The following is a 26,141-nucleotide window of genomic DNA, read 5'->3' as shown; positions in this document are numbered from 1 at the left end:
AAGCCGCACAGTAGCGGGCCGGAATTGATGCCGACTTTCGCGGGAACATAGCATTTTAGCGATTGATAAATCGCCAATGCCCAGATTGCTCAACAGCGACTTGCCTCAACAGCCGACTTGCCCAACAGCCGCCATCGTACTACGCAGCCGGCATTTGCGAGGTGACGAGAGTGGCTGAAATACTTGCCGTCGGCGAGGCGCTGGAGCGGGCGCTGGCTTTGCTCCGGGGCGGCGATGTCGTCGCCATCCCGACCGAAACCGTTTACGGGCTTGCCGGCGACGCCACCAACGGCATCGGTGTGGCGCGCATTTTCGAAGCCAAGGGGCGGCCCCGCTTCAACCCGCTGATTGCCCATGTCGCCGACATGGCGATGGCCGAGCGCATTGCGCTGTTTGATCCGCTGTCGAAGAAACTGGCGCTTGCGTTCTGGCCGGGTCCGCTGACGCTGGTGATGCCGCAGCGGCCCGGCAACGGCATCCACCCGCTGGTCACGGCCGGGCTCGATACGATTGCCTTGCGCATGCCAAGAGGCTTTGGCGGCGACCTCATTGCCTGCCTCGGCCGCCCGCTTGCCGCACCCAGCGCCAATTCATCCGGCAAGATCAGCGCGACGACGGCGCAAGCGGTGGCCGCGGATCTCGGCACACGCATAAAGTTGGTCGTCGATGGCGGGGCGACGCCGGTCGGGCTGGAATCGACCATCGTCAAGGCCGAAGGCGCAAGATTGCGGCTGCTCCGGCCCGGCGGCATTGCCGCCGAAGACATCGAGGCGGCCATCGGTGTGGAGCTCTTGCGTGGCGGTGCGGCCGGTGTCGAGGCGCCGGGCATGCTTGCCTCGCACTATGCGCCTGACGCCGCGATGCGGCTCAACGCCGGGACAGTCGGTGAGGGCGAAGCCCTGCTCGGCTTCGGCAGCCAGCGAGCCGAAGGCTGGCGACATGCCACCGCGTTCCTCAACCTGTCCGAGAAAGGTGACCTGCGCGAAGCGGCAAGCAATCTTTTCGCCTATATGCAGGAACTCGACAGCGGCGGCGCGCGGATTATCGCCGTCGAGCCGGTTCCCTTCGACGGGCTTGGGGAGGCGATCAACGATCGGCTCTCGCGTGCCGCCGCCCCTCGTGACAACATCTTGGCAGCAACATAGTTTTCCCCATGACCGAAATCTCAGAAAAACTCGATCCCGCTCTCATCGATCGCTTCGCGGCGATCGTCGGCGACAAATACGCGCTGCGCGACGAGCAGGATATCGCGCCTTACCTCACGGAGCGGCGCGGGCTCTGGCATGGCGCGACATCGCTGGTGCTGCGGCCGGGCAGCGTCGAGGAAGTCAGCCAGATCATGCGGCTGGCGACCGAGACGGGAACGCCGATCGTGCCGCAAAGCGGCAACACCGGGCTGGTCGGCGCCCAGGTGCCTGACAGATCCGGCCGCGAGATCGTGCTGTCGCTGTCGCGGCTGAACCGGATCCGCGAAATCGATGTCCTGTCCAATACGGTGACGGTCGAAGCCGGCGTCATCCTGCAGACGCTGCAGGAAGCGGCTGATGGCGTCGACCGGTTGTTTCCGCTGTCGCTGGCCGCGCAAGGCTCCTGCCAGATCGGCGGCAACCTGTCGTCCAATGCCGGCGGCACCGGCGTGCTTGCCTATGGCAACGCCCGCGAACTCTGCCTTGGGGTTGAAGTGGTGCTGCCGACCGGCGAGGTGTTCGACGATTTGCGCAAGCTGAAGAAGGACAACACCGGCTACGATCTGAAGAACCTGTTTGTCGGCGCCGAGGGCACGCTCGGCGTCATCACCGCGGCTGTGCTCAAGCTGTTCCCGAAACCGAAAGGGCGCGAGGTGGCTTTCGTCGGCCTGTCGTCGTCGCAAGCAGTGCTCTCCCTGTTCAGCCTGGCGATGGACCGCGCCGGGGCAGCGCTCACCGCCTTCGAACTGATCGGCAAGCGCCCGTACGACTTCACCCTGGCGCATGCCCAGGGCGTGGTCCGGCCGTTGATCGAAGATTGGCCGTGGTATGTGTTGATGCAGATTTCGTCCGGCCGTTCATCCGAGGATTCGCGAGCATTGATCGAGGAGGTGCTCTCGGCTGGTCTCGAACAGGAATTCGTCGGCGACGCCGTCATTGCCGCAAGTCTTGGGCAGGGCGATGCCTTCTGGAACTTCCGCGAGCTGCTGCCCGAGGCGCAGAAGCCGGAGGGCGCCTCGATCAAGCACGACATTTCCGTGCCGATCGCTTCGATCCCGCGCTTCATCGAGGAGGCCGCCGGGGCGGTGGCGTCGGTGAGTTCTGGCGCCCGCGTGGTCTGCTTCGGCCATATGGGTGACGGCAATCTGCACTATAACATCTCGCGGCCCGTCGACGGCGACGACGAGGCGTTTCTCGCTCTCTATCATCCGATGAACAAGGCCGTGCATGACGTGGTGCGCAGCCTACATGGCTCGATCTCGGCCGAGCATGGCATCGGCCAGTTGAAGCGGGACGAATTGATCGCCACCGCGCCACCGATGGCGATCGACCTGATGCGCCGGGTCAAGGCTGCCTTCGACCCGGCCGGCATCATGAATCCCGGTAAGGTTATCTGATCCTTTCGGCATCTTGTGGCTGGTGGCATTCCGATAACCATCCCGCAGATCAGCAAAATTTAACCGACTTTCTTAAGCGGGGCGGTAAGGAGCCCGCGCTACTGTCTGCTCACAAACGAGGCTGGAAAAACCGGCCCGGAGAGAACCGGACACCGGCTCTCAGGAGACAGACAGGAAGGCACTCTATGAACACCGGACTGAAGCCAGTCTGGGCGGGACGCAACATGCGTCTCGACCCATTTCGCCTGCCGCAAGTGGTCAGCTACGCCACACGCGACGACTACGGCGACGTGACCTTTACCATCGACAAGCGGGGCGCCGTGATCCGCCGCATGCTCGAGATGAGCGGCTTGCCGGCGATCATCGCGCTGCCAGCCAATGCGTTTCGCGGCGTTGCCGCCCGTGCGATGGAGGATCCGGACGGCAATGTTACGGTAACGCTGGAACTCCTGCACAACGATCCGATGCTGTCGGTGCCGCTGCTGGTGGCCGATGATCTCGAAGATGTCGCCGCCGACTGGCGCGCCTGGGCCGACGCCTACCGTCTGCCGATGCTCTTGATCGAATCGGACGGCGTTGCCCGTACCCTGGAAGAATCGCTCGGTGCCGCCATCAAGACGCTGCCGCCGCAGGATCGGCGCAAGGGCCGCGTTTCGAACATGCGCCGCCCGCGCTTCCTCGCCCGCCGCAGGGCCGGCGATCTCGGTCTCAGGCTGGTCATCGACGGCCAGGAGATCATTTCGCGCGAATAGGAAGAGCTTGGCGCGTTCTTCCTTCTCCCTCTGAGGAGAAGCCGCTAAACCAGCGGCTTCAGCGCCACCCACACAGCGCCGCCGATCAGGCCAAGGAAGATCAGCCAGCCGACCTGGTTGTTCGAGCGGAACAGCCGCAGGCACTGGTCGGGATTGTCGATATCCAGCACGGCGATCTGCCGGGCCATATGGGCGCCGGCAGCGATCAGCCCGGCCAGCGCCACCACCGGAGCCTGTGCCGACGCGAAGGCGATGGCGAAGCAGACCAGCGTGCCGCCATAGAGCCCGACAAGCCATGACTTGGTGTTGTCGCCGAACAGGCGCGCCGTCGAGCGTACGCCCACAATGGCGTCATCTTCCTTGTCCTGATGCGCATAGATCGTGTCATAGCCGATCACCCACAGGATCGAGCCGATATAGAGCATGATGGCGGGTCCATCGAGATCGCCGAACTCGACCGCCCATCCCATCAGTGCACCCCAAGAAAAAGCAAGGCCGAGAACCAGTTGCGGCCAGTTGGTTATCCGCTTCATGAACGGATAGACGGCAACGATGGCCAGCGAGCAGATGCCGAGCAGAATGGCGAAACTGTTGAACTGTATGAGCACCACCAGGCCGACCAGCGCCTGCAGGACAAGGAACACCCATGCCCGCCGGCGCGTGGTCTTGCCCGACGGCAGCGGCCGTGACCGCGTCCGCTCGACCTTGTTGTCGATGTCCTCGTCGACGAGGTCGTTGTAGGTGCAGCCGGCGCCGCGCATGGCGATGGCGCCGATCAGGAACAGCACGAGATACAATGGCGCCGGCAGCAGCGAGAGCAGGGGATCGCCGGGGCGCGGATAGGCGCTCGCCGCAAGCGCCGCCGACCACCAGCACGGCCACAAAAGCAATTGCCAGCCGATCGGCCTGTCCCACCGGGCAAGCTGCGCATAGGGCCATATCGAGCGCGGCAGCACGCGATAGACCCAATGGCCGTTCGGTGCATCGGCCACACGGCCCTGGGCCGCTTTCGACTGGATCGGTTCCATGCTGCTGGATTGGCAGCAGACTGGAAGGCCGTCAAGCAGTCTCGCTTGCGGATGCGAAGATGTCATGAGAGGCGAACCAGACCTTGGCCACATCGATGAATGCCAGCGCCGCATTCGAGACGCGCTGGTGCGTGTCATAGGTGAGCAGGATCCGCTGCATGGGCAGCGGATCGGACAGTGGCTTGCACAGGAGCGGCAGGCCGTCATAGCTGCGGTCGCCATGCGGGCGGGTATAGCTCACGGCGACGCCAAAGCCGTTGGCGACCATGCTGCGCTGGAGTTCGAACGAACTCGTCGTTGTGTCCGCCACCGGGGCGAGGCCGCGGCTGCGGAACAGGTCGAGCATGTGCTGCCAGCTGTGCGGCTGGTCTGTCGTGATCAGCGGATAGGCGGCCAGATCCGCAAGACTGACCTCGGAACGATCCGCCAGGGCATGGCCTGCCGGCAACAGCGCATGTGGGCGAAGCTCGCGCAGCAGGATGCGGGCGAAATGTGTCGGCAGGCTGAGGTCGTAGGTGAGGCCGAGATCGATGGCTGCATCGCTAAGCCGCCGCCCGAGCGTCTCGAACGTCTCGTCGCGAACGACAATTTTTACTGCCGGATAGCGTTCGGAGAAGGCGCGAATAAGAGCCGGCGCGAAGAAAGGCGCCAGGTCCTCGAAACATCCAAGCACCAGTTCACCGCCGACGGCCGATTTGCCTGAACCAAGGCCGACGAGTTCGTCCGTTTCGGTGAGCACCTGTCTTGCTTTCGCCACGACAGCCCGGCCGAACGACGTCGGTGACACGCCGCTGCCACGCTGGCGGACGAACAGCTTCTGGCCGAAATTCTTTTCGACGGCGTCGATGGCCACCGAAATCGAAGGCTGTGAGACGTTCAACATCTTGGCGGCGCCAGTGACGCTCCCATGACGCGCAACGGCGACCAGATAACGCAACTGCGTGAGGGTCACATTCATAGGGTGTTCCTATGTACCAAATGAGAAGTTATTATTTTACTGAATGAAAGCGGGTTGCGATAGTCGGTCATTCCAAGAGGAGAACGCCATGTCTTCCCAGACCGAGACCCAGAAGATCGACAACCAGGTCATCGACGCAAAGACGATCGCCGATTACCAGCGCGACGGCGCGGTTTGCATCCGCGGCGCCTTCAAGGGTTGGGTCGACACGATTGCCGCCGGCATCGAGCGCAACATGCAGAACCGCAGCGCCACCGCGTCTGATATAGCCAATGGCCGCGGCAGTTTCTTCGACGACTATTGCAACTGGGAGCGCATTCCCGAATTCGTCAGCGTGGTGCGGGACTCGCCGGCCGCCGAACTGGCGGCGGCGGTGATGCAGTCGCGCACCGCGCAGTTCTTCCACGATCACGTTCTGGTCAAGGAACCCGGCACGCAGAAGCCGACGCCCTGGCATCAGGATATTCCGTATTACTTCGTCGATGGCCGGCAGACCGTGAGCTTCTGGATTCCCATTGATCCGGTGAAGGAGGCGACTTTGCGCCTGATCGCCGGCTCGCACAAATGGGACAAGATGATCCTGCCCGTGCGCTGGCTCGACGACAGCAATTTCTATGCCGGCGAGGGCAACTATCTGCCGGTGCCTGACCCGGACAAGGACCCGTCGATGAAGGTGCTCGAATGGGAAATGGAACCGGGCGACGCCATCCTGTTCGACTTCAGGACCGCGCATGGCGCGCGTGGCAACATGACCTCGGCCCGGCGCCGGGCGCTGTCGCTGCGCTGGGTCGGCGACGATGCGCGTTATGTCGAGCGGCCGGGACGCACCTCGCCGCCCTATCATGGCCATGGCATGCAGCCGGGACAGAGGCTGCGCGAGGACTGGTTCCCGGTCATCTTCCAGGGCTAAACGACTGCCAGAAAATCGTCGGCGGTGCGCGCCGCCGATTTTCGGCAGGGGTAACGTTCCCGTGCGCAATTCCGATCAAAGCACCCTGATGCCTTGACCCATCGTGCAGAGAGCAATAGCGGGTGCTCTGCAGGATAATAGGCATCACGAGGTGGCCATGAACGTTCTTCTTCTCGGCTCCGGCGGCCGCGAACATGCGCTCGCCTGGAAGATCGCCGCGTCGCCGCTGCTGACAAAGCTCTATGCGACTCCCGGCAATCCGGGCATCGGCGGCGAGGCCGAGCTGGTGAAGCTGGACATTGCCGATCACGCCGCCATTGCCGCCTTCTGCAAGGACAAGAAGATCGACCTTGTCGTGGTCGGGCCTGAGGGACCGCTGGTCGCCGGCATCGCCGACGATCTGCGTGCGCAAGGCATTCGCGTCTTCGGGCCCTCCAAAGCCGCCGCCCGGCTGGAAGGCTCGAAGGGTTTCGCCAAGGATCTCTGCGCCAGATACGATATCCCCACCGCCGCCTACGGCCGTTTCGGCGATCTGGCCTCCGCCAAGGCTTATGTCGAAAAGACCGGCGCACCGATCGTCATCAAGGCCGATGGCCTGGCGGCAGGCAAAGGCGTCACCGTCGCCATGACGCTGGACGAAGCACTGGTGGCGCTTGATGCCTGTTTCGACGGGTCCTTCGGCGCCGCAGGCGCGGAAGTGGTGGTCGAGGAATTCATGACCGGCGAGGAGGCAAGTTTCTTCTGCCTCTGCGACGGCACCACAGCGCTGCCCTTCGGCACCGCGCAGGACCATAAGCGCGTCGGCGACGGCGATGTCGGCCCCAACACCGGCGGCATGGGCGCCTATTCTCCGGCGCCGGTGATGACGCCGCAGATGATCGAGCGCACCATGCGCGAGATCATCGAGCCAACCATGCGTGGCATGGCCGAACTCGGAGCGCCTTTCGCCGGCATTCTCTTTGCCGGCCTGATGATCACTGACAAGGGGCCGAAGCTGATCGAATACAACACCCGTTTCGGCGACCCGGAATGCCAGGTGCTGATGATGCGGTTGAAGGACGATTTGCTGGTCCTGCTCAATGCGGCAACCGATGGCCAGCTTGCACACACCTCGGTGCGCTGGCGCGACGAGGCCGCACTCACCGTGGTGATGGCTGCCAGGGGCTATCCCGGCACGCCGGAAAAGGGATCGGTCATCCGCGGCGTCGAAGACGCTGCGGGCGACGGCGTCCAGATCTTCCATGCCGGCACCGCGATCAACGGCGGAGCGCTGGTTGCCAATGGCGGCCGCGTCCTCAACGTCACGGCATCAGGCGCTACCGTTGGCGAGGCGCAGAAACGCGCCTATGCCGCGCTCGACCGCATCGACTGGCCGGACGGCTTCTGTCGTCGCGACATTGGCTGGCAGGCCGTCGCGCGCGAGCAGGCAAGCTAAAGGGTTTTATCGCAAACCGCGATCGATCTCGGTGGAAGCGGTGCTGAGCGGATCGGCGGCGGCAAACGCGGCGTCGAGCTGGTCGGGCGAACGCTGTTCGGTCCGCTTCCAGGCAACATATTGGACAATGCCGAACGTCGGCCGCCGCGGCACCGTCTTTACGACAGGCATGCGGAAGCCGTCGCGGAACTTCGTCCAGCGCGTGCCCAGCGCCGCGACCATATCCTCGAAGGTCGGCGGCGCCGCCACCGAGGCGTAGGTGATCGTGACATTGCCGGCGAGGCCGGCTTCGCGTGACACCGGCAACGGTATCGATGCGAGATAGTCAGGCGGCACGTCGATGAGACCACCGAAAGGCCATTGCGCGCGCAGTGTGGCCGCGTCCGTAGGCGCGACATTGACGTCGATGTCCTTGGGCGTGCCGGCGACCCTGTAAGGGCAGCGGAGCCGGCGGCAATTGGCTTGCGCCGAGAACTGCCACAGCGAGTAGCCTTGCCAGTTGCCCATCGGAAAATGCACGTCGATGTCGGACTTGTAGCGGGCATACCAGAGCGGCAGCCGCGACAGCAGCCGGTATCTGTAGCTGTTGTCGGCAATGTACTGGGCCGTCTTGCCATTGGAGTAGAGCACAGGGAAGCGGCCGATGCGCCGATGCACCTGGCGCACGAACTCCTCGGCATCTTCGAGCGACATCCACTGCGAAGGATCATTGCCCTCGATGTCGAGAGCCAGCAGATCGTCAGGCGAGGGTTCGGCGAAATCGAGGAAATTATTGGCCTGTTCGACCGGATTGCCGGGGCGGGCGAGGTGATAGGCACCCCATTTCAGGCCGAGCGCCTTGGCGACCACCTTGCGGGTCTGGAACAGTTCGCGCGTCACCGCGTGGCGTTTCCACAGCGCCTTGCAGAGCTTCACCTCGGTGTCGTCGCCGAAACAGAAGTAGGGTGGCGGCATGCCGTCGGATGCCTTGTTGATGAAGCCGACGATCCGCTTGTCGGTGGCAAGTTGGGCCCAGTCAATGGAATTGTATTCGTAGGCGTCGACGACCAGGGCACGGTCAGCGTTCTTCCACGGCTCGGAAAAATCCGAGGCTTTTGCCGCTGATATCAGCGCCATCATCGCCGCGAGAGCGATCGCTGAGCGGCGTAGAAGATGCGCCGGCGTTTTCAAACAGGGAATCCCCGTTAACCAAAGACAAATCCTGGACCGTCATGGTTAAGGAAGTGCTTCCGCTGATAGGCGCCGACAAAGCTATCGTCTGATGACCGGCCGAAATTCGAACGGGTCTAGCGCTGGCTCTTGCGGCAGCGTGCCCTCGGCGGCGCGTTTGCGGTGGTGGGCGAGGGAGCATTGCGGCGAGCATAGTATGCCGCGGTCCGACCAGTAGGCGGCGCCGTTTTCCAGTCTGCCCTGATGGTACGAAAACCCTGCCGCGCGATAGGGCAGGCCGCATTCGATGCAGCGATAGGCGTCGGGTCTGGCAAGCATGGGGCGGTTCCGGTCCCGTTTGGTCCTGGTCTGTCGCCGGTCGACTTGATCCGGCGTCGACTGAATTTAATACGTGTCGGCGCGATTGCAAAATCCACGTGACAAAGTTTGACGTTTACGTAAAAAGAAGATGGGAGGCCACTGCCCAAAGGCGGATGGTTTTGCGGCGGTGCCGGTCCTAGGATCGGCGGGCCGATGGATCAGGGGGAGGGAGCAGCATGTATCGGGCACCGGTCGAGGATATCGCTTTCACGCTCAAGCACGTGGCTGGTCTCAAGTCCGCCCTTGATGCCGGCATGTTCGGCGATCTCGGCGAGGATCTGGTCGATGCCGTTCTTGGCGAGGCCGGCCGCTTCGCCACCGACGAAGTCGCGCCACTCTACAAGATCGGCGATGAGCAAGGTGCGGTGCTGAAGGACGCAACCGTCACCACGCCGCGCGGCTGGAAGGAACTCTATCGCCGCTGGATCGACGGCGGCTGGAATGCCTTGTCCGGGCCCGAGGAGTATGGCGGCCAGGCGTTGCCGACCATGCTTGGTGTCGCCGCGCTCGAAATGTGGAACTCCGCCGCCATGGCCTTCGGCATCGGCCCGACGCTGACCATGGGCGCGGTCGAGGCGCTCGACAAGCACGCCTCGCAAGAGCTCAAGTCGAAATATCTCGAAAAGCTCGTCTCCGGCGAATGGATGGGCACGATGAACCTGACCGAGCCGCAGGCCGGCTCGGATCTCAATGCTCTGCGCGCCCGCGCCGAGCCGGTGGGCGATGGCAGCTACCGCATCTTCGGCCAGAAGATCTTCATCACCTATGGCGAGCACGACTTTACCGACAACATCATCCATCTGGTTCTGGCGCGGCTACCCGATGCGCCGGCCGGCACGCGCGGCATATCGCTGTTCCTGGTTCCGAAATTCCTGGTTGGCGACGACGGCTCGCTCGGCGCGCGCAACGACGTCTTCTGCTCCGGCCTGGAGCACAAACTCGGCATCCACGCATCGCCGACCTGCACCATGATCTATGGCGATGGCTTCGGGGGCGCTGCGCCGGGCGCTATCGGCTGGCTGATCGGCGAGGAGAACAAGGGCCTCGCCTGCATGTTCACCATGATGAACAACGCCCGCCTTTGCGTCGGCATGCAGGGTGTCGCGGTCGCGGAAGCCGCCACGCAGAAGGCGATCGCCTATGCCAATGAGCGCCGGCAAGGCAAGGCGGCAAGCTACGCCGGTGCTGGCATGGCGCCGATCGTCCATCATCCCGACGTGCAGCGCAGTCTGCTGACCATGAAAGCGCTGACGCAGACAGCCCGCGCCATCAGCTACTGCTGCGCTCACGCCATCGACCTGGCCCGCGTATCGGCCGGTGATGAGGCGGCGCATTGGCGCGACCGCGCCAATCTGCTGACGCCGCTGGCCAAGGCTTTCTCGACCGATATCGGCGTCGAGGTCGCCTCGCTCGGCCTCCAGGTGCATGGCGGCATGGGCTTCATCGAGGAGACCGGAGCAGCAGCACTCTACCGCGATGCGCGCATCGCACCGATTTATGAGGGCACCAACGGCATCCAGGCGATCGATCTGGTCATGCGCAAGCTGCCGCTCGGCGGCGGCGAACACGTGCATGGCTTTATCGGCGAACTGGCGGCGGTCGCCAATGCCGTGCGGACATCGAATCTCGAAGGTTTCGGCCGCACCGCCGACGCTCTCGACAAGGCGCTCGGCGAGCTCAGCGAAGCGACCCGCTTCCTGCAAAAACTGTCCGCCGATGGCCGGTCGGACGAGGCGCTGGCGGGTGCTACCCCCTATCTCAGGCTGATCTCGCTGGCCGCCGGCGGTGCCTATCTGGCGCAGGGCGCACTTGCCGATCAGGGCCGTATCGCGCTTTGCCGCTTCTTCGCCGAAAACCTGCTTGGCGAGGTCCGTGCCTTGAAGGACGGCGTTGTCGATGGCGCCGAAAGCCTCGCCATTGCCGGCAAGGCGCTCATCTCTGCCTGACGTTCACTAGGAAAAACCCGTGACAGACCATATCCTCGTCGAGCGCCAGGGCGCCATCCAGATCATCCGCATGAACCGCCCCGACAAGAAGAACGCCTTGACGCGCGCCATGTATGCCAAAATGTCGGCTGCTCTGGCCGAAGGTGATGCCGACCCGGCGATCCGCGTCCATGTCTTCCTGGGCGTGCCTGGCGCCTTCTCCTCCGGCAACGACCTTGCCGATTTCATGGTCGTCGCCACCGGCGGCGACGGTGGCACCGAGGTCTGGGACTTCCTGATGGCGCTGGCCAGGGTCGGGAAACCCATTGTCTCCGGCGTCGACGGCATCGCGGTCGGCATCGGCACGACGCTCAACCTGCATTGCGACCTGACCTTCGCTACGCCGCGCACCGTGTTCAGGACGCCTTTTGTCGATCTGGGCTTGGTGCCCGAGGCCGGCTCCAGCCTGTTGGCGCCGCGGATCCTGGGGCAGCAGGGTGCTTTCGCACTGCTCGGCCTCGGCGAGGGTTTTTCGGCCGAACGGGCGAAAGCCGCCGGCCTGATCTACGATGTGGTCGAGGAAGACGCGCTTGAGGCCTCGGTGCTGGCGGCGGCCGGCCAGATCGCCGCCAAGCCACCGCAAGCCTTGCAGATCGCGCGCGACCTGATGCGCGGCTCGCGCGACGACCTCGTCGCCCGCATAGGCGAGGAAAGCGAACATTTTCGCGAGCGGCTGAAATCAGACGAGGCGCGCGCCGCGCTCACGGCGTTCATGACCAGGAAGAAGGCCTGAACCTCCCTTTTAGGGATAAAGCCGCGTCTTTCTCCAGCCGCCATTGGCGTCTCGGGAAAAGGCGACCCGGTCATGCAGCCGGAACGGCCGGTCATGCCAGAACTCGATGGTCGTGGGCACGATGCGGAAGCCCGACCAATGCTTTGGCCGCGGGATTTCGCCGATCGGATAGCGCGCTGTGTATTCTGCTACCGCCTTTTCCAGCGCAAAGCGGCTTTCCAGTGGCCGCGACTGTTTCGAGGCCCAGGCGCCGATACGGCTGCCACGCGGTCGCGTCGCGTAGTAGGCGTCGGCTTCAGCGTCGCTGACGATCTCCACCGGGCCACGAATGCGCACCTGGCGGCGCAGCGATTTCCAATGGAAGCACATCGCCGCCTTCATGCTGCCAAGAATCTCCTGGCCCTTGGCGCTCTCGAAATTCGTGTAGAACACAAACCCGCCTTCATCGAACCCCTTGAGCAGAACCATTCGCACATCCGGCATGCCGTCGGCATCGACGGTCGCCAGCGCCACGCCGTTTGGGTCGTTCATTTCGCTCTTGGTGGCGTCCTCCAGCCATGCGGCAAAGAGGCGAAACGGCTCCGCCGCCTCGGTAAAGTCACCGCTTGTTAACTCTGTGTCACTCATAGTTTTTCTCAAATCGTTACGAGGCGGGGGAGGTTGCAGATTGTCGCGTATCGCGCAAGCTTTTGACAGCAGGCAAGGCGGCCTAATTGCTTCAGCCAGCGCCAAAGCAGCGATCGTGATGATCGCCCTGCCGCTTGCCGCCTGCGGCGCGGGTGGCTTCAGCCTGGAAAAGGCCGAAGTCGACCGCTCGATCCTGACCAGCAGCACGTCCGCCCCATCCGCGCCGGTCAGTTCGGATCGTGACTCCGACCAGACGACGATCGGCAATGCGGTGTCCTCGGCCGATATCGAGCAACTCGGCGGGCAGGCCGTGCCGTGGGCAAATGCCGGCACCGGGTCACGCGGCTCCATCACCGAACTGGCGGAATTGAAGGACAAGGGCCAGACGTGCCGCCGCTTCAGGGCCTCGCGCGAAAGCTTTGATGGCGTTGCCATGTTCGAAGGCGAACTCTGCCTGGCCAGCGCCGGCGGATGGCACATGCAGGACTTCAAGGCGCTCTGATTTTCCGTTTTTGATATGGTGCTCGGCCACTGGAATTTCTTCCTATGCGGGCGCATATAGGGGGCAACCAGAGACTCACTCCTTTTCCAGGGCAGTAAGCATGCGCGACCCCTATGAGGTGCTGGGCGTTGCCAAGAACGCATCGGCCAAGGATATAAAATCGGCGTACCGGAAACTCGCCAAGAAGCATCATCCGGACCAGAATCCGAATGATCCCAAGGCGAAGGACCGTTTTGCCCAGGCCAACCAGGCCTACGAGATCGTCGGCGACGAAAAGAATCGGGCCGCGTTCGATCGCGGCGAGATCGACGCCGAGGGCAAGCCGCGTTTCCAGGGTTTTGAAGGCGCCGGCGGTGGCGGTGATCCCTTCGGCGGGTTTCGCCGGCAGCAGGGGCCCGGCGGCTCGCGCTTCGAATTCCGCTCCGGCCGTCCGGGCGGTGATCCGTTCGATGGCAACAGCGATATCTTCAGCCAGATTTTCGGCGGCGCGTTTTCGGGCGCGCGCGGCCCCGGCGCGGGCGACCGCCGCCAGCCGGCGACCGCCGCCGACCTGAACGTGACGCTCGACGTCACCATCGAGGAAGCGGCAACCGCCGAAAAGGTGACGGCGATGTTCCCCGACGGCCGCAAGGTGGCGGTCAAGCTGCCAACCTATGTCGAGGACGGCCAGACCATCCGGCTAAAGGGGCAAGGCGAGCAAGGGCCGGGCCTGCCGGGCGATGCGCTGGTCAAGATCCATCTGCGCCGGCATCCGCGCTACCGCATCGAGGGCCGCGACCTGCATGCCGATCTGCCGGTGACGCTGGCGGATGCGGTGCTCGGCGCCAAGGTGCCCGTCGAGACGCCGACCGGCAAGCTCGCCGTCAACGTTCCCGCCTGGTCGAGCTCGGACAAGGTGCTGCGGCTGAAGGGCAGGGGTCTGCCGGAGAAAGCCGGTGGCCATGGCGATCTCTATGCCCATGTGCGGATCATGCTGCCGGAAGGCGGCGATAGCGCGCTCGAAGCGCTGCTGCGCAGCCAAAAAGGCTGATTGGCGGCTTTTGTCCCCCGAACTGTCCGGTTTGAACGCTTGAAGGGGCAGTGTGCCTGTGCGATAGGGCACTCCACAAAGCTGAAAATCTTGCGGAGAGCGCTGACATGGCGGGTGGACAGGGCCTTATGGCCGGCAAGCGCGGCCTTATTCTTGGCGTCGCCAACAACAGATCGATCGCCTATGGCATCGCCAAGGCCTGTGTCGACCATGGCGCCGAGATCGCGCTCACCTACCAGGGCGAGGCGTTCAAGAAGCGTGTCGAGCCGCTGGCGGCCGAACTCGGCGCCTTTGTCGCCGGCCATTGCGACGTCACCGATCCGGCAAGCCTGGACGACGTTTTCGCCAATGTCGCCAGGCACTGGGGCAAGCTTGATTTTCTCGTCCACGCCATCGCTTTTTCCGACAAGGACGAGCTGACCGGCCGTTACGTCGAGACGACGCGCGACAATTTCCTGCGCACCATGGACATTTCGGTCTATTCCTTCACCACCATCGCCAAGCGCGCCGAGGCGCTGATGACCAATGGTGGCTCGCTGCTGACGCTGACCTATTACGGCGCCGAAAAGGTCATGCCGCACTACAACGTCATGGGTGTCGCCAAGGCGGCGCTCGAGGCCAGCGTGCGTTATCTCGCGGTCGACCTCGGCGCCAAGAAGATACGCGTCAACGCCATTTCCGCGGGCCCGATCAAGACGCTTGCCGCATCAGGCATCGGCGACTTCCGCTACATCCTGAAGTGGAACGAATACAATTCGCCGCTGAAGCAGACAGTGACGCAGGAGGAAGTCGGTGATTCCGGTGTCTATTTCCTGTCCGATCTGTCGCGCGGCGTCACCGGCGAAGTGCATCACGTCGATTCAGGCTACCACGTCGTCGGCATGAAGGCGGTCGACGCGCCGGATATTTCGACGGTCAAGGATTAGCATCCCACAACCGTCGTCCGTCCCGACCCCCTACCGGAAGACCTGATGTACCCGCTGGTTTATATCGTGCGCCACGGCCAGACCGCGTGGAACGCCGAATCCCGGCTTCAGGGGCAGGCCGACACCGAACTCAATGCGCTTGGCCGCGAGCAGGCGACCGGAAACGGTCATCGGCTGGCCGAGTTGGTGCGAAATCCAGCGGATTTCGATTTCGTCGCCAGCCCAATGAAGCGCACGCGCGAAACGATGCAGCGCATCCGCGCCGCGATGAAGCTAGATCCGGATGCCTATCGAACCGATCCTCGCCTGGTCGAAGTCAATTTCGGCGATTGGCAGGGTTTTACCTATGCCGAGCTCAAGACGCGGTACCCAGGCGCGCGCCGGACACGCGCGCTGGACAAATGGAACTTTCAGCCGCCCGGCGAGGGCGCGGAGAGTTACCAGATGCTGCTAGAACGGGTGAAACCCTGGTTCGAGGCGATTCAACGCCAGACGATCTGCGTGACGCATGGCGGGGTCATGCGGGCTCTGTTTCGCTTCGTGCTTGGGGTGGCGGAGGACGAGGCAGCCAACTTGGAGATACCACAGGACCGTGTGCTCAGGCTGCAGGGTGACCGCCTGGAGTGGCTGTCGCGGTCCTAGTCTAGCGCTTGTTCATACTAGGGTTTTGAAGGCACCCAACTCTTGCCCCGGTGGTTCCGATGAACCTGTCATTCGATGTAGGTCACCACACCCGTTTCAAGATCATAGATTGCCGCGACGATCTTCAGCTTCCCGGCCCCGGTGAGATCGGCCAGGAGCTTGCTTGAAGCAGCCAGGCGCCGCACAGTCCTGCGCGCGCTCTCCTTGGCGGTGTTGTCGACGAAATCGCCTGCCTCGCTCCGCGCCGCGATCGCCGCAGGCAGGATCGGTTCGATCATCGGGCCGATCGCGCCCGGATAGGTCGCGTTCTTGGTGACCACGTCGCAAGCCGCCTTGACGGCACCGCAGCTTGTGTGCGCGAGGACGACGATCAATGGCGAGCCGAGCACCGCCGCGCCGCATTCGACCGTGCCGAGCGTCGCAGTGTCGGCGAGGTTGCCGGCATTCCGGGCGACGAATAGCTCTCCAACGCCTTGGCCGCCGAAGATCAACTCGGGCGGAACGCGACTGTCGGCGCAACTGATGATGGTAGCCCAAGGCGCCTGATGCCCGGCGACAGCCTTCCGCTGCGCGGCAAGGTCGATCGAGCACAGTTCCGGGTGGCTGACATAGCGCTCGTTGCCGGATTTCAGCGCGGCGAGCGCTGCATCAGGGGACAATGCCGGCGCAGCACTATCTGCCGCACGCGCGGACCACGAAGCTCCACCAAGACCGATCGCGACGAGCCCCGCCGCGCCGACCTTGAGGAAATCCCTCCGGTCGACCCCTTTGCCCTCGCAGTCGCTGCACATTGTTCGGCCCCCGCCTCGGATCTTCCAGTTGATGGCTGGATCTGCGCGCTGAGATTGCTACCAACGGACGGCGATGGCAAGCGCGTGCGGGGCCGGAAAGCTCTTATTCGGTGTCGGGCAATTGCATGTCGGTGACGATGTTTTCGCCGTTGGTCTCATCGTAAGCGATGACGACATCCATGCCGGGCTTCAGCGAGTCGAGGTCTGTCTCGGCATTCAGCTTGTAGGACTTGCCGTCATCCAGCGTCAGCGTCGCCGTGTCCTTGTCGATCTTCTTGATCAGGCCTTCGGTCTGGCCGGCGAAAGCGGCGGTGGAAAGCAGCAGCGTAGCGGCTACGGCGCCAATCAGGGTACGCATAATCGTTCCTCGTTATCATTGCACCGGCATGGGCGGCGGCAGACGAATGGAAGAGAGCAGAAACCAACCGAATGTGTCAAAACTAAATCCGCCAGATCACAGTTTGACCACTGTGAAAAACGCCAATAGAAGGCAGGCCACGGCGCCGAGCGTCCTCCTGGGTGCGCGGAGGACGCTGTGGCACTTTTTGATTTGCGTATGATCCCTTGCGAGAACGGCTTCGTTTTTCGGGTCATGTGCTAAGCTGGCTCCGATGCCGGGCAGGGTCATTTCATGTCTCACAACACGTTCGGCCACCTTTTCCGCGTAACCACCTGGGGCGAAAGCCACGGCGCCGCACTCGGCTGTGTGGTCGACGGCTGTCCGCCCGGCATCCACTTCACTCTGAGAGACATCCAGGCCGAACTCGACAAGCGCCGGCCGGGGCAATCACGTTTCGTCACCCAGCGCCGCGAACCCGACGAAGTGAAAGTGCTGTCGGGCTTCATACTCGACGAGGACGGCGAGACGATGATCACCACCGGCACGCCGGTCTCGATGCTGATCGAGAACGTCGACCAGCGCTCGAAGGACTATGGCGAGATCGCCCGCCAATACCGGCCGGGCCATGCCGACTACACCTATGACGTCAAATATGGACTGCGCGATTATCGCGGCGGCGGCCGCTCCTCGGCTCGCGAGACGGCGGCACGCGTCGCGGCCGGGGCACTCGCCCGCAAGGTGGTGCCCGGCATGGTGGTGCGCGGCGCGCTGGTGTCGATGGGCGAAAAGTCCATCGACCGCGCCAATTGGAACTGGAATTTCATCGGCGACGCGGAAAATCCGTTCTTCACCCCAGATCCGGCTTCCGTTCCCGCCTTTACCCAGTATCTCGACGGCATCCGCAAGGCGGGATCCTCGGTCGGCGCGGTGATCGAGATCGTTGCCGACGGCGTTCCCGCCGGCCTCGGCGCGCCGATCTACGCCAAGCTTGATCAAGACATTGCCTCCGGCCTGATGTCGATCAACGCGGTCAAGGGCGTCGAGATCGGCAACGGTTTCGAGGCCGCCCGCATTACCGGCGAGCAGAATGCCGACGAGATGCGCATGGGCAATGACGGCAAGCCGGTGTTCCTGTCAAACAACGCCGGCGGCATCCTCGGCGGCATCTCGACCGGCCAGGCGATCATCGCCCGTTTCGCCGTCAAGCCGACCTCGTCGATCCTGACGCCGCGAAAGTCGATCGACAAGGACGGCAACGACGTCGAGATCATGACCAAGGGCCGTCACGATCCCTGCGTCGGCATCCGCGCCGTGCCGATTGGCGAGGCGATGGTTGCCTGCGCCATTGCCGATCATTATCTGCGTCATCGGGGACAGACAGGTAAGGGGGTAGGGGAATAGGGGAATATGTTACGCTACCCGCCCGAGACAGCCATTTTTTCCTTTTCCCTACTCCCGTACTGGCCTACTCCCTTATTCCCCTGCGAGTGAAACGAGCGCCTATGCCTTACGATCAGAAAAAAATCGTCGAAGCCCTGCGCGCTTTCGAGCGCGGCGAGATCGTCGTCGTCATGGACGATGATGGACGCGAGAACGAGGGTGACCTGATCGTCGCCGCCGTCCATTGCACGCCGGAAAAGATGGCGTTCATCATCCGTCACACCTCCGGCATCGTCTGCACGCCGATGCCGCGCGAGGAGGCCAAGCGGCTCAACCTGGCGCCGATGGTGGCCGACAATGATTCCGCCCACACCACCGCCTTCACCGTCAGCGTCGATTTCAAGCACGGCACGACAACAGGCATTTCGGCCGAGGACCGCACGCTGACCGTGCGCAATCTCGCCAACGGCAATGTCGGGGGCTCGGATTTCGTCCGCCCCGGCCACATTTTCCCACTGATCGCGCGCGAAGGCGGCGTGCTGATGCGTTCGGGTCATACCGAAGCCGCGGTCGATCTGTGCAAGCTCGCCGGTCTGGCGCCGGTCGGCGTCATTTCGGAACTGGTCAATGACGACGGCACCGTCAAGCGTGGCCCGCAGGTTTCGGCCTTTGCCGAAGAGCATGGCCTCAAACAGGTTTCGGTCGCCGACCTCATTGCCTACCGGCAGCGCAAGGAAACGCTGGTCGAACGCGTGGCTTGCTCGGAAATCGACACGCTCGGCGGCAAGGCGCAGGTCTTCACCTACACGCTGCCCTGGGACCCCATGCATCACGTCGCCATTGTCTTCGGCGACATCCGTGACGGTGAGGAGGTGCCGGTGCGCCTGCATTCCGAGGATGTGGTGACCGATGTGTTCGGCACCAGCCATCGGCTCGACGGCATCATGAAGGCAATGGGCGAGCGCAGGCGAGGCGTCATCGTCTATCTGCGCGAGGGCTCGGTCGGCGTCGCCCACCAGGAGCGCAAGCGGCCGGCGAGCGGCGACCGCGAGGATCACGAAGAGGCGCGCCGCCGTGAGAACGAATGGCGCGAAATCGGCCTCGGCGCGCAGATACTCAAGGATCTCGGCATTTCCTCGATCAATCTGATCGCTTCGCGCGAACGCCACTATGTCGGTCTCGAGGGCTTTGGCATCCATATCGCCAAGACCGAGATTCTCTGACAGGCAACCACCGGGGATAGAGCCCGGTCCGTTCGAAACCGGGCGCTTCGGGATCATTCAGCAGGAACGACGCCTGCTTCGCATCCTTCCAGGTCGCATTCAGGCGTGGCCAGGCTGCGCCGGCCAAGCAACACGGTGACCAGTGCGATCGTGCCGGCCGCAACCGACACCCAGAACCCGTTCTGGGCGCCGAATGCATCAACCACCGAGCCGGCCGCGAACGAGCCCAGCGCCATGCCGATGCCGATCCCTGTAGTCACCCAGGTGATGCCCTCGGTCAGCATCGCCTCCGGCACATGCCGTTCGATCAGGCCGAACGCCGTGATGAAGGTCGGCGAGATCGCCACGCCGCTGACGAAGACGGTCAACGCCAGCAGCGGCACCGTGTCGGCGGTGAGCGGCAGCAAGGTGCTGAGCGCGATGATGGCGATCGCGATGGCAAGCTGGCGTTGCAATGGTGCTTTCAGGTTGAGCGCGCCGACGATGATGCCGAGCACGAACGATCCCAGCGCGTAGACACCGATGACGAGGCTTGCGGCGCCTGGCTGGCCAAGTTCCTTCGTGATCGCCACGGTGCTCACTTCCGTCGTCGCAAAGGTCGCGCCGATGAAGATCAGGGCAAAGGTGATGATCTGCACCGGCCGCAGGCGGATTGCCGAGCCGCGCGACCCATGCTCCACCGGCCGCACTTGCGGCTCGGTCGAACGCTGCAAGATGAACGCCATCGAGCCGAAGGCGAGAAACAGCGTGCTCGCCAGCATTCCCGCTTCCGGGAAGAGGGCGGCACTCAGCCCGACCGACAGCGATGCGCCGGCAATGTAGACCAGCTCGTCCGCGGCCGACTCGAAGGCGAACGCGGTGTTCATCTCGGTCCGCCCGCGGAAAATCTCGGTCCAGCGCGCGCGCACCATTGCCGGGATGCTCGGCATCGCCGCGGCCAGCAGCGCCGACACGAACAGCGTCCATACCGGCCAGTCCTGGTTGGCCGCCGCAATCAGGACGGCGAAAGCGAGCACTGAGATGATCGTAGTGGGCACGACGATCCGCGTCTGGCCAAGGCGATCGACAAGCCTTGATATTTGGGGCGCCACGAAAGCGTTGGCCAGCGCGAATGTCGCGGAGACCGCGCCGGCCAGCCAGTATTCGCCACGCGTCTGCGACAGCATTGCCACGATGCCGATTGGCGCCATCGCGATCGGCAGCCGCGCCATGAAGCCAGCGGCTGCAAAGCCCTTGGCGCCGGGGGCGCGAAAGATCTCCGAATAGGGATTTTGCATGGTCCGGTTCCTCGACAAAGGAAGATTCGACAATTACATACGATGCGTATGACTGTTAGATAGATCATACGCCGCGTATGTCAATTGGCATACGAAGCGTATGTTAGTAGGTCCAGAAGCCATGCACAAACCTCGCAAGGAGATGATCGCCGAGACTCGCGCCAAGCTGATCGCGGCCGCCCGCCACGCCTTCGGCACGATCGGCTATGCCCAGGCCTCGATGGATGATTTCACCGCATCGGCCGGTCTGACGCGCGGCGCACTCTATCATCACTTCGGCGACAAGAAGGGCTTGCTGCAGGCGGTCATCGCCGAAATCGACGGCGAGATGGCGACGCGCGTGAACGAAGTGGCGTCGAGAGCACCGACTCGCTGGCAGCATTTCGTCGACGAATGCACGACCTATATCGAAATGGCGTTGGAGCCGGAAATCCAGCGCATCATGTTCCGGGATGGCCCGGCCGTGCTGGGGGATCCGGCACAATGGCCGAATGCCAATGCGTGTGTCGGTTCAATGACCGATCATCTGACCAGGCTGCAGGAGGAGGGCGTGGTCGTTCCCAGCGTCGACCCCGAGACCGCCGCACGGCTGATCAACGGCGCCAGCAGCCAGGCAGCGCAGCGGATCGCCAATTCGAACGACCCCGAAGCGACGTCGAAGAAGGTGGTGGCGGCCTTCAGGCAGTTGCTCGAAGGCTTGCTCAAGAAGCAGGGTTCGCAGCCGGTCTGAAATCCCCATTGGCGGCCTGGGGCCACTGCCCACGATTGACATGAGCCGGTTTGAGCGCATCCTCTCGCCCCATCTCTGAGCGGAGATTCGGGGCATGTGGGATTTTGATATCGGGAGGTCGGTGTCCATCATGATGCGGACCTGGCCGTTCATTGTCTTTCGCATGATCGTCTATTTCGGCATCACGCTGGCGTATATCGTGGCGACCGGCACGGGCGCCTCCGTTGGCTACGGCGTTGGCCATATCTCCACCGATCCCGACGGGCCGCTGTCCTTTGCCCTGTGGGGCGGGGTGGTCGGCTTCGGCGTCGTCTCGATCGCTGTCTACTGGATCCGCGAATACATCCTCTATGTCGTCAAGGCCGGCCATATAGCCGTCATGGTCCATCTGATCGACGGCCGCGACATTCCCGACGGCCAGGACCAGATCGCCTATGCCAAGGATATCGTGACCCAACGTTTTGCCGAGGCCAACATCCTTTTCGTCGTCGACCAGCTGGTCAAGGGCGCCATCCGCGCCATTACCGGGTTGCTCGGCGGCATCGCCGCCTTCCTGCCGATCCCGGGCCTGAGCGGCCTGGTCAGCTTCATCAACACGGTGATCCGCCTGTCGCTGACCTATGTCGACGAGATCATCCTGGGCTACAACATCCGTATCAATTCAGCCTCGCCGTTCGAGACGGCGCGGCAAGGCGTCGTGCTCTATGCCCAGAACGGCAAGATCATGGTCAAGAACGCCGTCTGGCTGGCGGTCATCATGTGGGGCGTCTCGTTCGTTATCTTCCTGCTGATGCTGGCCCCGGCCGGCGCCATTCTTTTCCTCATGCCCGGGCAGCTTGCCGGCTGGGCCTTCGTGCTCGCCATCGTCTTCGCCTGGGCCTTCAAGGCGGCGTTCATCGAGCCCTTCGCCATCGCCTGCCTGATGCAGGTCTATTTCAGGACCATCGAGGGCCAGGTGCCCGATCCCGCCTGGGACGCCCGGCTGGCCGAGGCGTCTTCGAAGTTCAGGGAACTCAAGGACAAGGCGCTGGCCTCTTTCGGCGGTTCGCGCTGGGGCACGGCCGGCGCGACACGCTGATCGGCAGTGGTTGCCGGTGCGGCATCGACCCCGCTGAGGCGCGTCAGGGTCGATTTGAGCAGCGCTTCACCTTGCCCGCAAAAGGTCTCGCTCATGATCAGTTCCGGCAGCGGCAACCGGCGGCCCCAGCCATGCGCTTCGAGGTCCGGCTTTGGCGCGAACTCGGAAACACGGCCGACGCAGAGATAGGCGACCGGCGTCACATGCTCGGGAATCGACAGAAGCTGTTTCAGCGCTTGGGCCTCGATGATGCTGACCCAGCCGACACCGACGCCTTCGGCGCGCGCCGCCAGCCAGAAATTCTGCACCGCGCAAACCGTGCTGTAGAGGTCCATCTCCGGATTGTGCCAGCGCCCCAGCGGCGAACCCTTCGAGCGCTGCCGGTCGCAGGTGATGCAGATGTTGAGCGCGCTTTCGCAGATGCCTTCGAGCTTGAGCTTGCGGTAGAGCGCCTGTCGCTCTTCCGCGATGGCCGGCAGTTCCTGCTCTCGCGCCGCCAGGAACAGGTCACGCACTTTTTCCCGTCGCTCCGCATCGCGAATGACGATGAAATTCCAAGGCTGCATGAAGCCGACCGAGGGGGCGTGGTGAGCGGCAAGCAGCAGCCGCGCCAGCACCTCATCGTCGAGCGCGGTTGGCAGGAAATGGCTGCGCACGTCGCGCCTTGTAAACATGGCGCGATAGACAGCGTCGCGCGCACTCTGGTCAAATCCGTCGCCAACAGAGGCGGTCATGTGTTCCGGCATCGCGTGTCCCCTTGCGATTGCAGTAGATGCCGTCCGCCTGACCATGCGGATGACGATGCCTGCCAGGCCGGTCTTCTGGCTCGGGATCAACCCGCGTCCGGTGCCTTCCCGTCATCGACAGTGGCATTTACCGGCGCGGTCCCCCTTACAGCGTTGGGCACGCCACGGAGTTCAACCGTGTTCCCGATTCTCCCGCTTGCGGCGGGCACCAGGCAGTGGCAGTGACCTTACGCCGAAGCGCTGACGACGCCAATGCCTGCAGCGACACCAATGGACGCATGTGTGATTTTCCCCAGCCATCAGGCTACGACGCATGGCCATCGCGACGTCGGGGCACTAGATAGGGAGGATGGCCACTCGTCTCTACACCCATCCGATCTTCCTTGAGCACATCACGCCGCCCGGTCACCCCGAGCGGCCGGACCGCTTGCGCGCCATCGAGCGGGTGCTCGACGATGAGGCGTTTGTCGGGCTCGACCGCATCACGGCGCCCGAAGGCGACGAGGCCACCATTCTCTACGCGCACCCCGCCGATTTCGTCGCCCGCGTCCGCGCCGCCATTCCCGACGAGGGCATCGCCCGCATCGACGCCGACACGTCAGTCAGTCCGAAGAGCTGGCAAGCGGCGATCACCGCGATCGGCGCCGCCAACGCCGCCGTCGACGATGTCTTTGCCGGCCGCGCTGACAACGTCTTCGTCGCCGCCCGGCCGCCTGGCCACCACGCCGAAAAAACCACGGCCATGGGCTTCTGCCTCTTCAACACGGCGGCGATTGCGGCGCGCTACGCGCAGAAGAAACATGGCGTCGAGCGCGTTGCCGTCGTCGATTGGGACGTGCATCACGGCAACGGCACGCAGGATATTTTCTGGGACGATCCGTCGGTGCTTTATTGCTCGACGCACCAGATGCCGCTTTATCCCGGCACCGGGGCGAAGAGCGAAACCGGCGCCGGCAACATCGTCAACGCGCCGCTGGCGCCGCAGACCGGCAGCGAGGTTTTCCGCGATGCCTTGCTGTCGCGTGTCCTGCCGGCGCTCGACAATTTCGCGCCCGACCTGATTATCATTTCGGCCGGTTTCGACGCGCACCATCGCGATCCGCTGGCAGAGATCAACCTGACCGAGGATGATTTCGACTGGGCGACCGGCCAACTGATGCAGCGCGCCACGCGCCACAGCGGCAACCGGCTCGTCAGCCTGCTCGAGGGTGGCTACGATCTGCAGGGGCTGGCATTTTCGGTCGCCGCCCATGTCGGGCGACTGATGAAAGGATGAATGATGGCTGGAGAGACCAACGAAGACGTCAAGGCGATGAGCTTCGAACAGGCACTCGACGCATTGGAAAAGATCGTCGATGATCTGGAACGTGGCGACGTGCCGCTCGACCAGTCGATCAGGATCTATGAGCGCGGCGAGGCGCTAAAGGCGCATTGCGACCGGCTGCTGAAGGCCGCCGAGGACAAGGTCGAGAAGATCAGACTGTCGCGCGACGGCAAGCCGGTTGGAACGGAGCCGCTCGACGCCGACTGAGTCATGCTCCCGAACGATGGTCTTGCCTCACTGGCTTTTGGACATGATCATGGTCGAGGATAGCAGCCGTCCCGATTGAAACGGCTTCAGGACAAGAGGAGGTTCGCAAACGATGTGCAGAAACATCAAGACCCTGTTCAATTTTGATCCGCCGGCAACCAATGACGAGGTGCGCGACGCCGCACTTCAGTTTGTTCGCAAATTGAGCGGAACGACGCGACCTTCGAAGCAGAACCAGCACGCCTTCGATCATGCGGTCGAAGCCATCGCGGCATCGGCGCGTGAGCTTCTCGATTCCCTCGAAACCCATCAGCATCCTCGCAATCGCGAAGAGGTGGCCGCCAAGGCACGGGCAAAATCGGCGATCCGTTTTGCCTGATCCAACAACCAGCGACGGCCGCTGACAAGGAGAGTCCATGAGCTTCTTCCCCGGGAAAGACCCTGAAGTCGGCGACGCCTTTGCCAGCGACCAGATCGAACTGATGGTCATCCCGAACGCCAAGGACATTGGTGGTTTCCAGGTACGCCGCGCTCTGCCGACCGCCAAAAGACGGCTCGTCGGGCCTTTCATCTTCTTCGACCGCATGGGCCCGGCGATCCTGCGCGCGGGCCAGGCGCTCGATGTCCGTCCGCATCCGCATATCGGGCTGTCGACGGTGACCTATCTGTTCGACGGCAAGATCAGGCATCGCGATTCACTCGGCACCGAAATGGTCATCCAGCCCGGCGACGTGAATTTGATGACCGCCGGCCGCGGCATCGTCCATTCCGAGCGCACGCCGGAGGAATTGCGAGGCGCGCCGATGTCGGTCTCCGGCCTGCAGACATGGCTGGCACTGCCGGACGGCAAGGAGGAAGTGGCACCGGTTTTCGAGAACACCGCTGCTTTGCGACTCCCCGAGATCGATGCCGAAGGCGTCAGCGGACGGGTCGTCATCGGCGACTTCCAGGGACTGCGATCCCCGGTGAGGGCTAATTCCGAGACGCTTTATGCCGACCTCGGGCTGGCGCCGGGCGCCAGCCTGAAAATCCCGGCCGATGCCGAGGAACGCGCCATCTACACGCTCGAAGGCGAGGTCTCGATTTCAGGCGATGTTTTTCCAGCCGAGCGGCTGCTGGTGTTTCGGCCCGGCGACGAGATCGTCGTATCGTCGGAAGGTGGCGCCCATTTCATGCTGTTCGGCGGCGCCTCGCTCGGCTCGAAGCGTTACATCTGGTGGAATTTCGTCTCGTCCTCCAAGGAGCGCATCGAGCAGGCCAAGGAAGAATGGAAGACCGGCCGCTTCGATATCGTTCCCGGCGATGAGGAAGAATTCATCCCGCTGCCGGAAAGCTGATGCATGTCGCCCAAAAGTGGCCGGGTTTTGGGACCTAAAGCCTGATCCGCGTCACTGACACGCATT

Annotated in this window: 27 protein-coding genes, 1 pseudogene and 1 riboswitch; of the genes and pseudogenes, 19 read left to right on the top strand and 9 right to left on the bottom strand. The window is 63.4% G+C overall.

The window, feature by feature from the left end:
* Positions 1–170 precede the first annotated feature (170 nt).
* The 3 genes from AC1DZU_RS08845 (at position 171) to AC1DZU_RS08835 (ending at position 3,336) form a co-directional block, all read left to right on the top strand.
* Complete coding sequence (locus AC1DZU_RS08845) at positions 171–1,145, top strand: L-threonylcarbamoyladenylate synthase (RefSeq protein WP_477283717.1); 975 nt, start codon at positions 171–173, stop codon at positions 1,143–1,145.
* An 8-nt stretch (positions 1,146–1,153) separates the two neighbouring features.
* Positions 1,154–2,584: an FAD-binding oxidoreductase gene (locus tag AC1DZU_RS08840; RefSeq protein WP_477283715.1), complete on the top strand. Its 1,431-nt coding sequence runs from the start codon at positions 1,154–1,156 to the stop codon at positions 2,582–2,584.
* A 185-nt stretch (positions 2,585–2,769) separates the two neighbouring features.
* On the top strand, positions 2,770–3,336 hold the full coding sequence (locus AC1DZU_RS08835; protein WP_184871430.1) for a DUF6101 family protein: 567 nt from the start codon (positions 2,770–2,772) through the stop codon (positions 3,334–3,336).
* Positions 3,337–3,380: 44 nt separating this feature from the next.
* Here the strand turns inward: AC1DZU_RS08835 and ubiA are convergent, their stop codons facing one another.
* Both ubiA and AC1DZU_RS08825 read right to left on the bottom strand, forming a co-directional pair.
* Positions 3,381–4,364 (bottom strand): 4-hydroxybenzoate octaprenyltransferase, encoded by a 984-nt coding sequence (ubiA, locus tag AC1DZU_RS08830; protein ID WP_184871429.1) that lies wholly within the window; start codon positions 4,362–4,364, stop codon positions 3,381–3,383.
* A gap of 31 nt (positions 4,365–4,395) precedes the next feature.
* Entirely contained in the window at positions 4,396–5,322 is a 927-nt protein-coding gene (locus AC1DZU_RS08825; protein ID WP_477283712.1) for a LysR family transcriptional regulator, read from the bottom strand.
* An 88-nt stretch (positions 5,323–5,410) separates the two neighbouring features.
* Between AC1DZU_RS08825 and AC1DZU_RS08820 the strand changes: the two genes are divergently transcribed.
* A complete protein-coding gene (locus AC1DZU_RS08820; RefSeq protein WP_477283710.1) occupies positions 5,411–6,232 on the top strand; it encodes a phytanoyl-CoA dioxygenase family protein in 822 nt (273 codons plus the stop codon).
* Between the two features lie 157 nt (positions 6,233–6,389).
* Positions 6,390–7,667: a phosphoribosylamine--glycine ligase gene (purD, locus tag AC1DZU_RS08815; RefSeq protein WP_477283708.1), complete on the top strand. Its 1,278-nt coding sequence runs from the start codon at positions 6,390–6,392 to the stop codon at positions 7,665–7,667.
* A 6-nt stretch (positions 7,668–7,673) separates the two neighbouring features.
* Here purD and AC1DZU_RS08810 read toward each other — a convergent pair whose 3' ends face one another.
* Together AC1DZU_RS08810 and AC1DZU_RS08805 are read right to left on the bottom strand one after the other, a co-directional pair.
* Positions 7,674–8,786: a glycoside hydrolase family 25 protein gene (locus AC1DZU_RS08810; RefSeq protein WP_477284197.1), complete on the bottom strand. Its 1,113-nt coding sequence runs from the start codon at positions 8,784–8,786 to the stop codon at positions 7,674–7,676.
* 132 nt (positions 8,787–8,918) lie between these two features.
* Positions 8,919–9,155 (bottom strand): hypothetical protein, encoded by a 237-nt coding sequence (locus AC1DZU_RS08805; protein WP_477283706.1) that lies wholly within the window; start codon positions 9,153–9,155, stop codon positions 8,919–8,921.
* A 218-nt stretch (positions 9,156–9,373) separates the two neighbouring features.
* Between AC1DZU_RS08805 and AC1DZU_RS08800 the strand changes: the two genes are divergently transcribed.
* Both AC1DZU_RS08800 and AC1DZU_RS08795 read left to right on the top strand, forming a co-directional pair.
* Complete coding sequence (locus tag AC1DZU_RS08800) at positions 9,374–11,143, top strand: acyl-CoA dehydrogenase (RefSeq protein WP_477283704.1); 1,770 nt, start codon at positions 9,374–9,376, stop codon at positions 11,141–11,143.
* A 19-nt stretch (positions 11,144–11,162) separates the two neighbouring features.
* Positions 11,163–11,915, top strand: a complete 753-nt coding sequence (locus AC1DZU_RS08795) for a crotonase/enoyl-CoA hydratase family protein (protein ID WP_184871424.1) — start codon at positions 11,163–11,165, stop codon at positions 11,913–11,915.
* Between the two features lie 9 nt (positions 11,916–11,924).
* On the opposite strand, the gene pdxH is transcribed toward AC1DZU_RS08795, so the two are convergent.
* Positions 11,925–12,542 (bottom strand): pyridoxamine 5'-phosphate oxidase, encoded by a 618-nt coding sequence (gene pdxH / locus AC1DZU_RS08790; protein ID WP_477283702.1) that lies wholly within the window; start codon positions 12,540–12,542, stop codon positions 11,925–11,927.
* Between the two features lie 40 nt (positions 12,543–12,582).
* Between pdxH and AC1DZU_RS08785 the strand changes: the two genes are divergently transcribed.
* From AC1DZU_RS08785 to AC1DZU_RS08770, 4 genes are all read left to right on the top strand, one after another.
* Entirely contained in the window at positions 12,583–13,044 is a 462-nt protein-coding gene (locus AC1DZU_RS08785) for an RT0821/Lpp0805 family surface protein (protein WP_477283700.1), read from the top strand.
* Between the two features lie 100 nt (positions 13,045–13,144).
* Complete coding sequence (locus AC1DZU_RS08780; RefSeq protein WP_477283698.1) at positions 13,145–14,074, top strand: DnaJ C-terminal domain-containing protein; 930 nt, start codon at positions 13,145–13,147, stop codon at positions 14,072–14,074.
* Positions 14,075–14,181: 107 nt separating this feature from the next.
* Positions 14,182–15,000, top strand: a complete 819-nt coding sequence (fabI, locus tag AC1DZU_RS08775; protein ID WP_477283696.1) for an enoyl-ACP reductase FabI — start codon at positions 14,182–14,184, stop codon at positions 14,998–15,000.
* A 45-nt stretch (positions 15,001–15,045) separates the two neighbouring features.
* A complete protein-coding gene (locus tag AC1DZU_RS08770; protein ID WP_477283694.1) occupies positions 15,046–15,642 on the top strand; it encodes a histidine phosphatase family protein in 597 nt (198 codons plus the stop codon).
* Between the two features lie 68 nt (positions 15,643–15,710).
* Here AC1DZU_RS08770 and AC1DZU_RS08765 read toward each other — a convergent pair whose 3' ends face one another.
* A complete protein-coding gene (locus AC1DZU_RS08765) occupies positions 15,711–16,433 on the bottom strand; it encodes a carbonic anhydrase (protein WP_477283692.1) in 723 nt (240 codons plus the stop codon).
* 103 nt (positions 16,434–16,536) lie between these two features.
* Positions 16,537–16,791, bottom strand: a complete 255-nt coding sequence (locus AC1DZU_RS08760; RefSeq protein ID WP_095091917.1) for a DUF1344 domain-containing protein — start codon at positions 16,789–16,791, stop codon at positions 16,537–16,539.
* A gap of 273 nt (positions 16,792–17,064) precedes the next feature.
* Here AC1DZU_RS08760 and aroC point away from each other — a divergent pair, with 273 nt between their 5' ends.
* Entirely contained in the window at positions 17,065–18,174 is a 1,110-nt protein-coding gene (gene aroC, locus AC1DZU_RS08755; RefSeq protein WP_477283689.1) for a chorismate synthase, read from the top strand.
* Positions 18,175–18,275: 101 nt separating this feature from the next.
* A complete protein-coding gene (ribB, locus tag AC1DZU_RS08750; RefSeq protein ID WP_095091919.1) occupies positions 18,276–19,376 on the top strand; it encodes a 3,4-dihydroxy-2-butanone-4-phosphate synthase in 1,101 nt (366 codons plus the stop codon).
* Between the two features lie 53 nt (positions 19,377–19,429).
* On the opposite strand, the gene AC1DZU_RS08745 is transcribed toward ribB, so the two are convergent.
* On the bottom strand, positions 19,430–20,653 hold the full coding sequence (locus AC1DZU_RS08745; RefSeq protein ID WP_477283687.1) for an MFS transporter: 1,224 nt from the start codon (positions 20,651–20,653) through the stop codon (positions 19,430–19,432).
* 121 nt (positions 20,654–20,774) lie between these two features.
* Here AC1DZU_RS08745 and AC1DZU_RS08740 point away from each other — a divergent pair, with 121 nt between their 5' ends.
* Entirely contained in the window at positions 20,775–21,383 is a 609-nt protein-coding gene (locus AC1DZU_RS08740) for a TetR/AcrR family transcriptional regulator (RefSeq protein WP_477283685.1), read from the top strand.
* Between the two features lie 94 nt (positions 21,384–21,477).
* Complete coding sequence (locus tag AC1DZU_RS08735) at positions 21,478–22,461, top strand: hypothetical protein (RefSeq protein WP_477283682.1); 984 nt, start codon at positions 21,478–21,480, stop codon at positions 22,459–22,461.
* 116 nt (positions 22,462–22,577) lie between these two features.
* Here the strand turns inward: AC1DZU_RS08735 and bluB are convergent.
* A pseudogene (gene bluB / locus AC1DZU_RS08730) lies at positions 22,578–23,195 on the bottom strand (5,6-dimethylbenzimidazole synthase); the annotation flags it as partial.
* Between the two features lie 60 nt (positions 23,196–23,255).
* Positions 23,256–23,435: riboswitch (cobalamin riboswitch) on the bottom strand.
* Between the two features lie 121 nt (positions 23,436–23,556).
* On the opposite strand from bluB, the gene AC1DZU_RS08725 reads away from it, so the two are divergent.
* From AC1DZU_RS08725 to AC1DZU_RS08710, 4 genes are all read left to right on the top strand, one after another.
* Positions 23,557–24,483 (top strand): histone deacetylase family protein, encoded by a 927-nt coding sequence (locus tag AC1DZU_RS08725; protein WP_477283680.1) that lies wholly within the window; start codon positions 23,557–23,559, stop codon positions 24,481–24,483.
* Positions 24,484–24,486: 3 nt separating this feature from the next.
* Complete coding sequence (locus tag AC1DZU_RS08720) at positions 24,487–24,738, top strand: exodeoxyribonuclease VII small subunit (RefSeq protein WP_013532792.1); 252 nt, start codon at positions 24,487–24,489, stop codon at positions 24,736–24,738.
* A 112-nt stretch (positions 24,739–24,850) separates the two neighbouring features.
* Entirely contained in the window at positions 24,851–25,117 is a 267-nt protein-coding gene (locus AC1DZU_RS08715) for a DUF2277 domain-containing protein (RefSeq protein WP_095091923.1), read from the top strand.
* A 37-nt stretch (positions 25,118–25,154) separates the two neighbouring features.
* Positions 25,155–26,075: a pirin family protein gene (locus AC1DZU_RS08710; RefSeq protein ID WP_477283678.1), complete on the top strand. Its 921-nt coding sequence runs from the start codon at positions 25,155–25,157 to the stop codon at positions 26,073–26,075.
* Positions 26,076–26,141: the final 66 nt, after the last annotated feature.

The sequence above is a fragment of the Mesorhizobium sp. P2_A12 genome (assembly GCF_056405075.1).
This window is presented reverse-complemented; position numbering and strand designations above follow the sequence as displayed.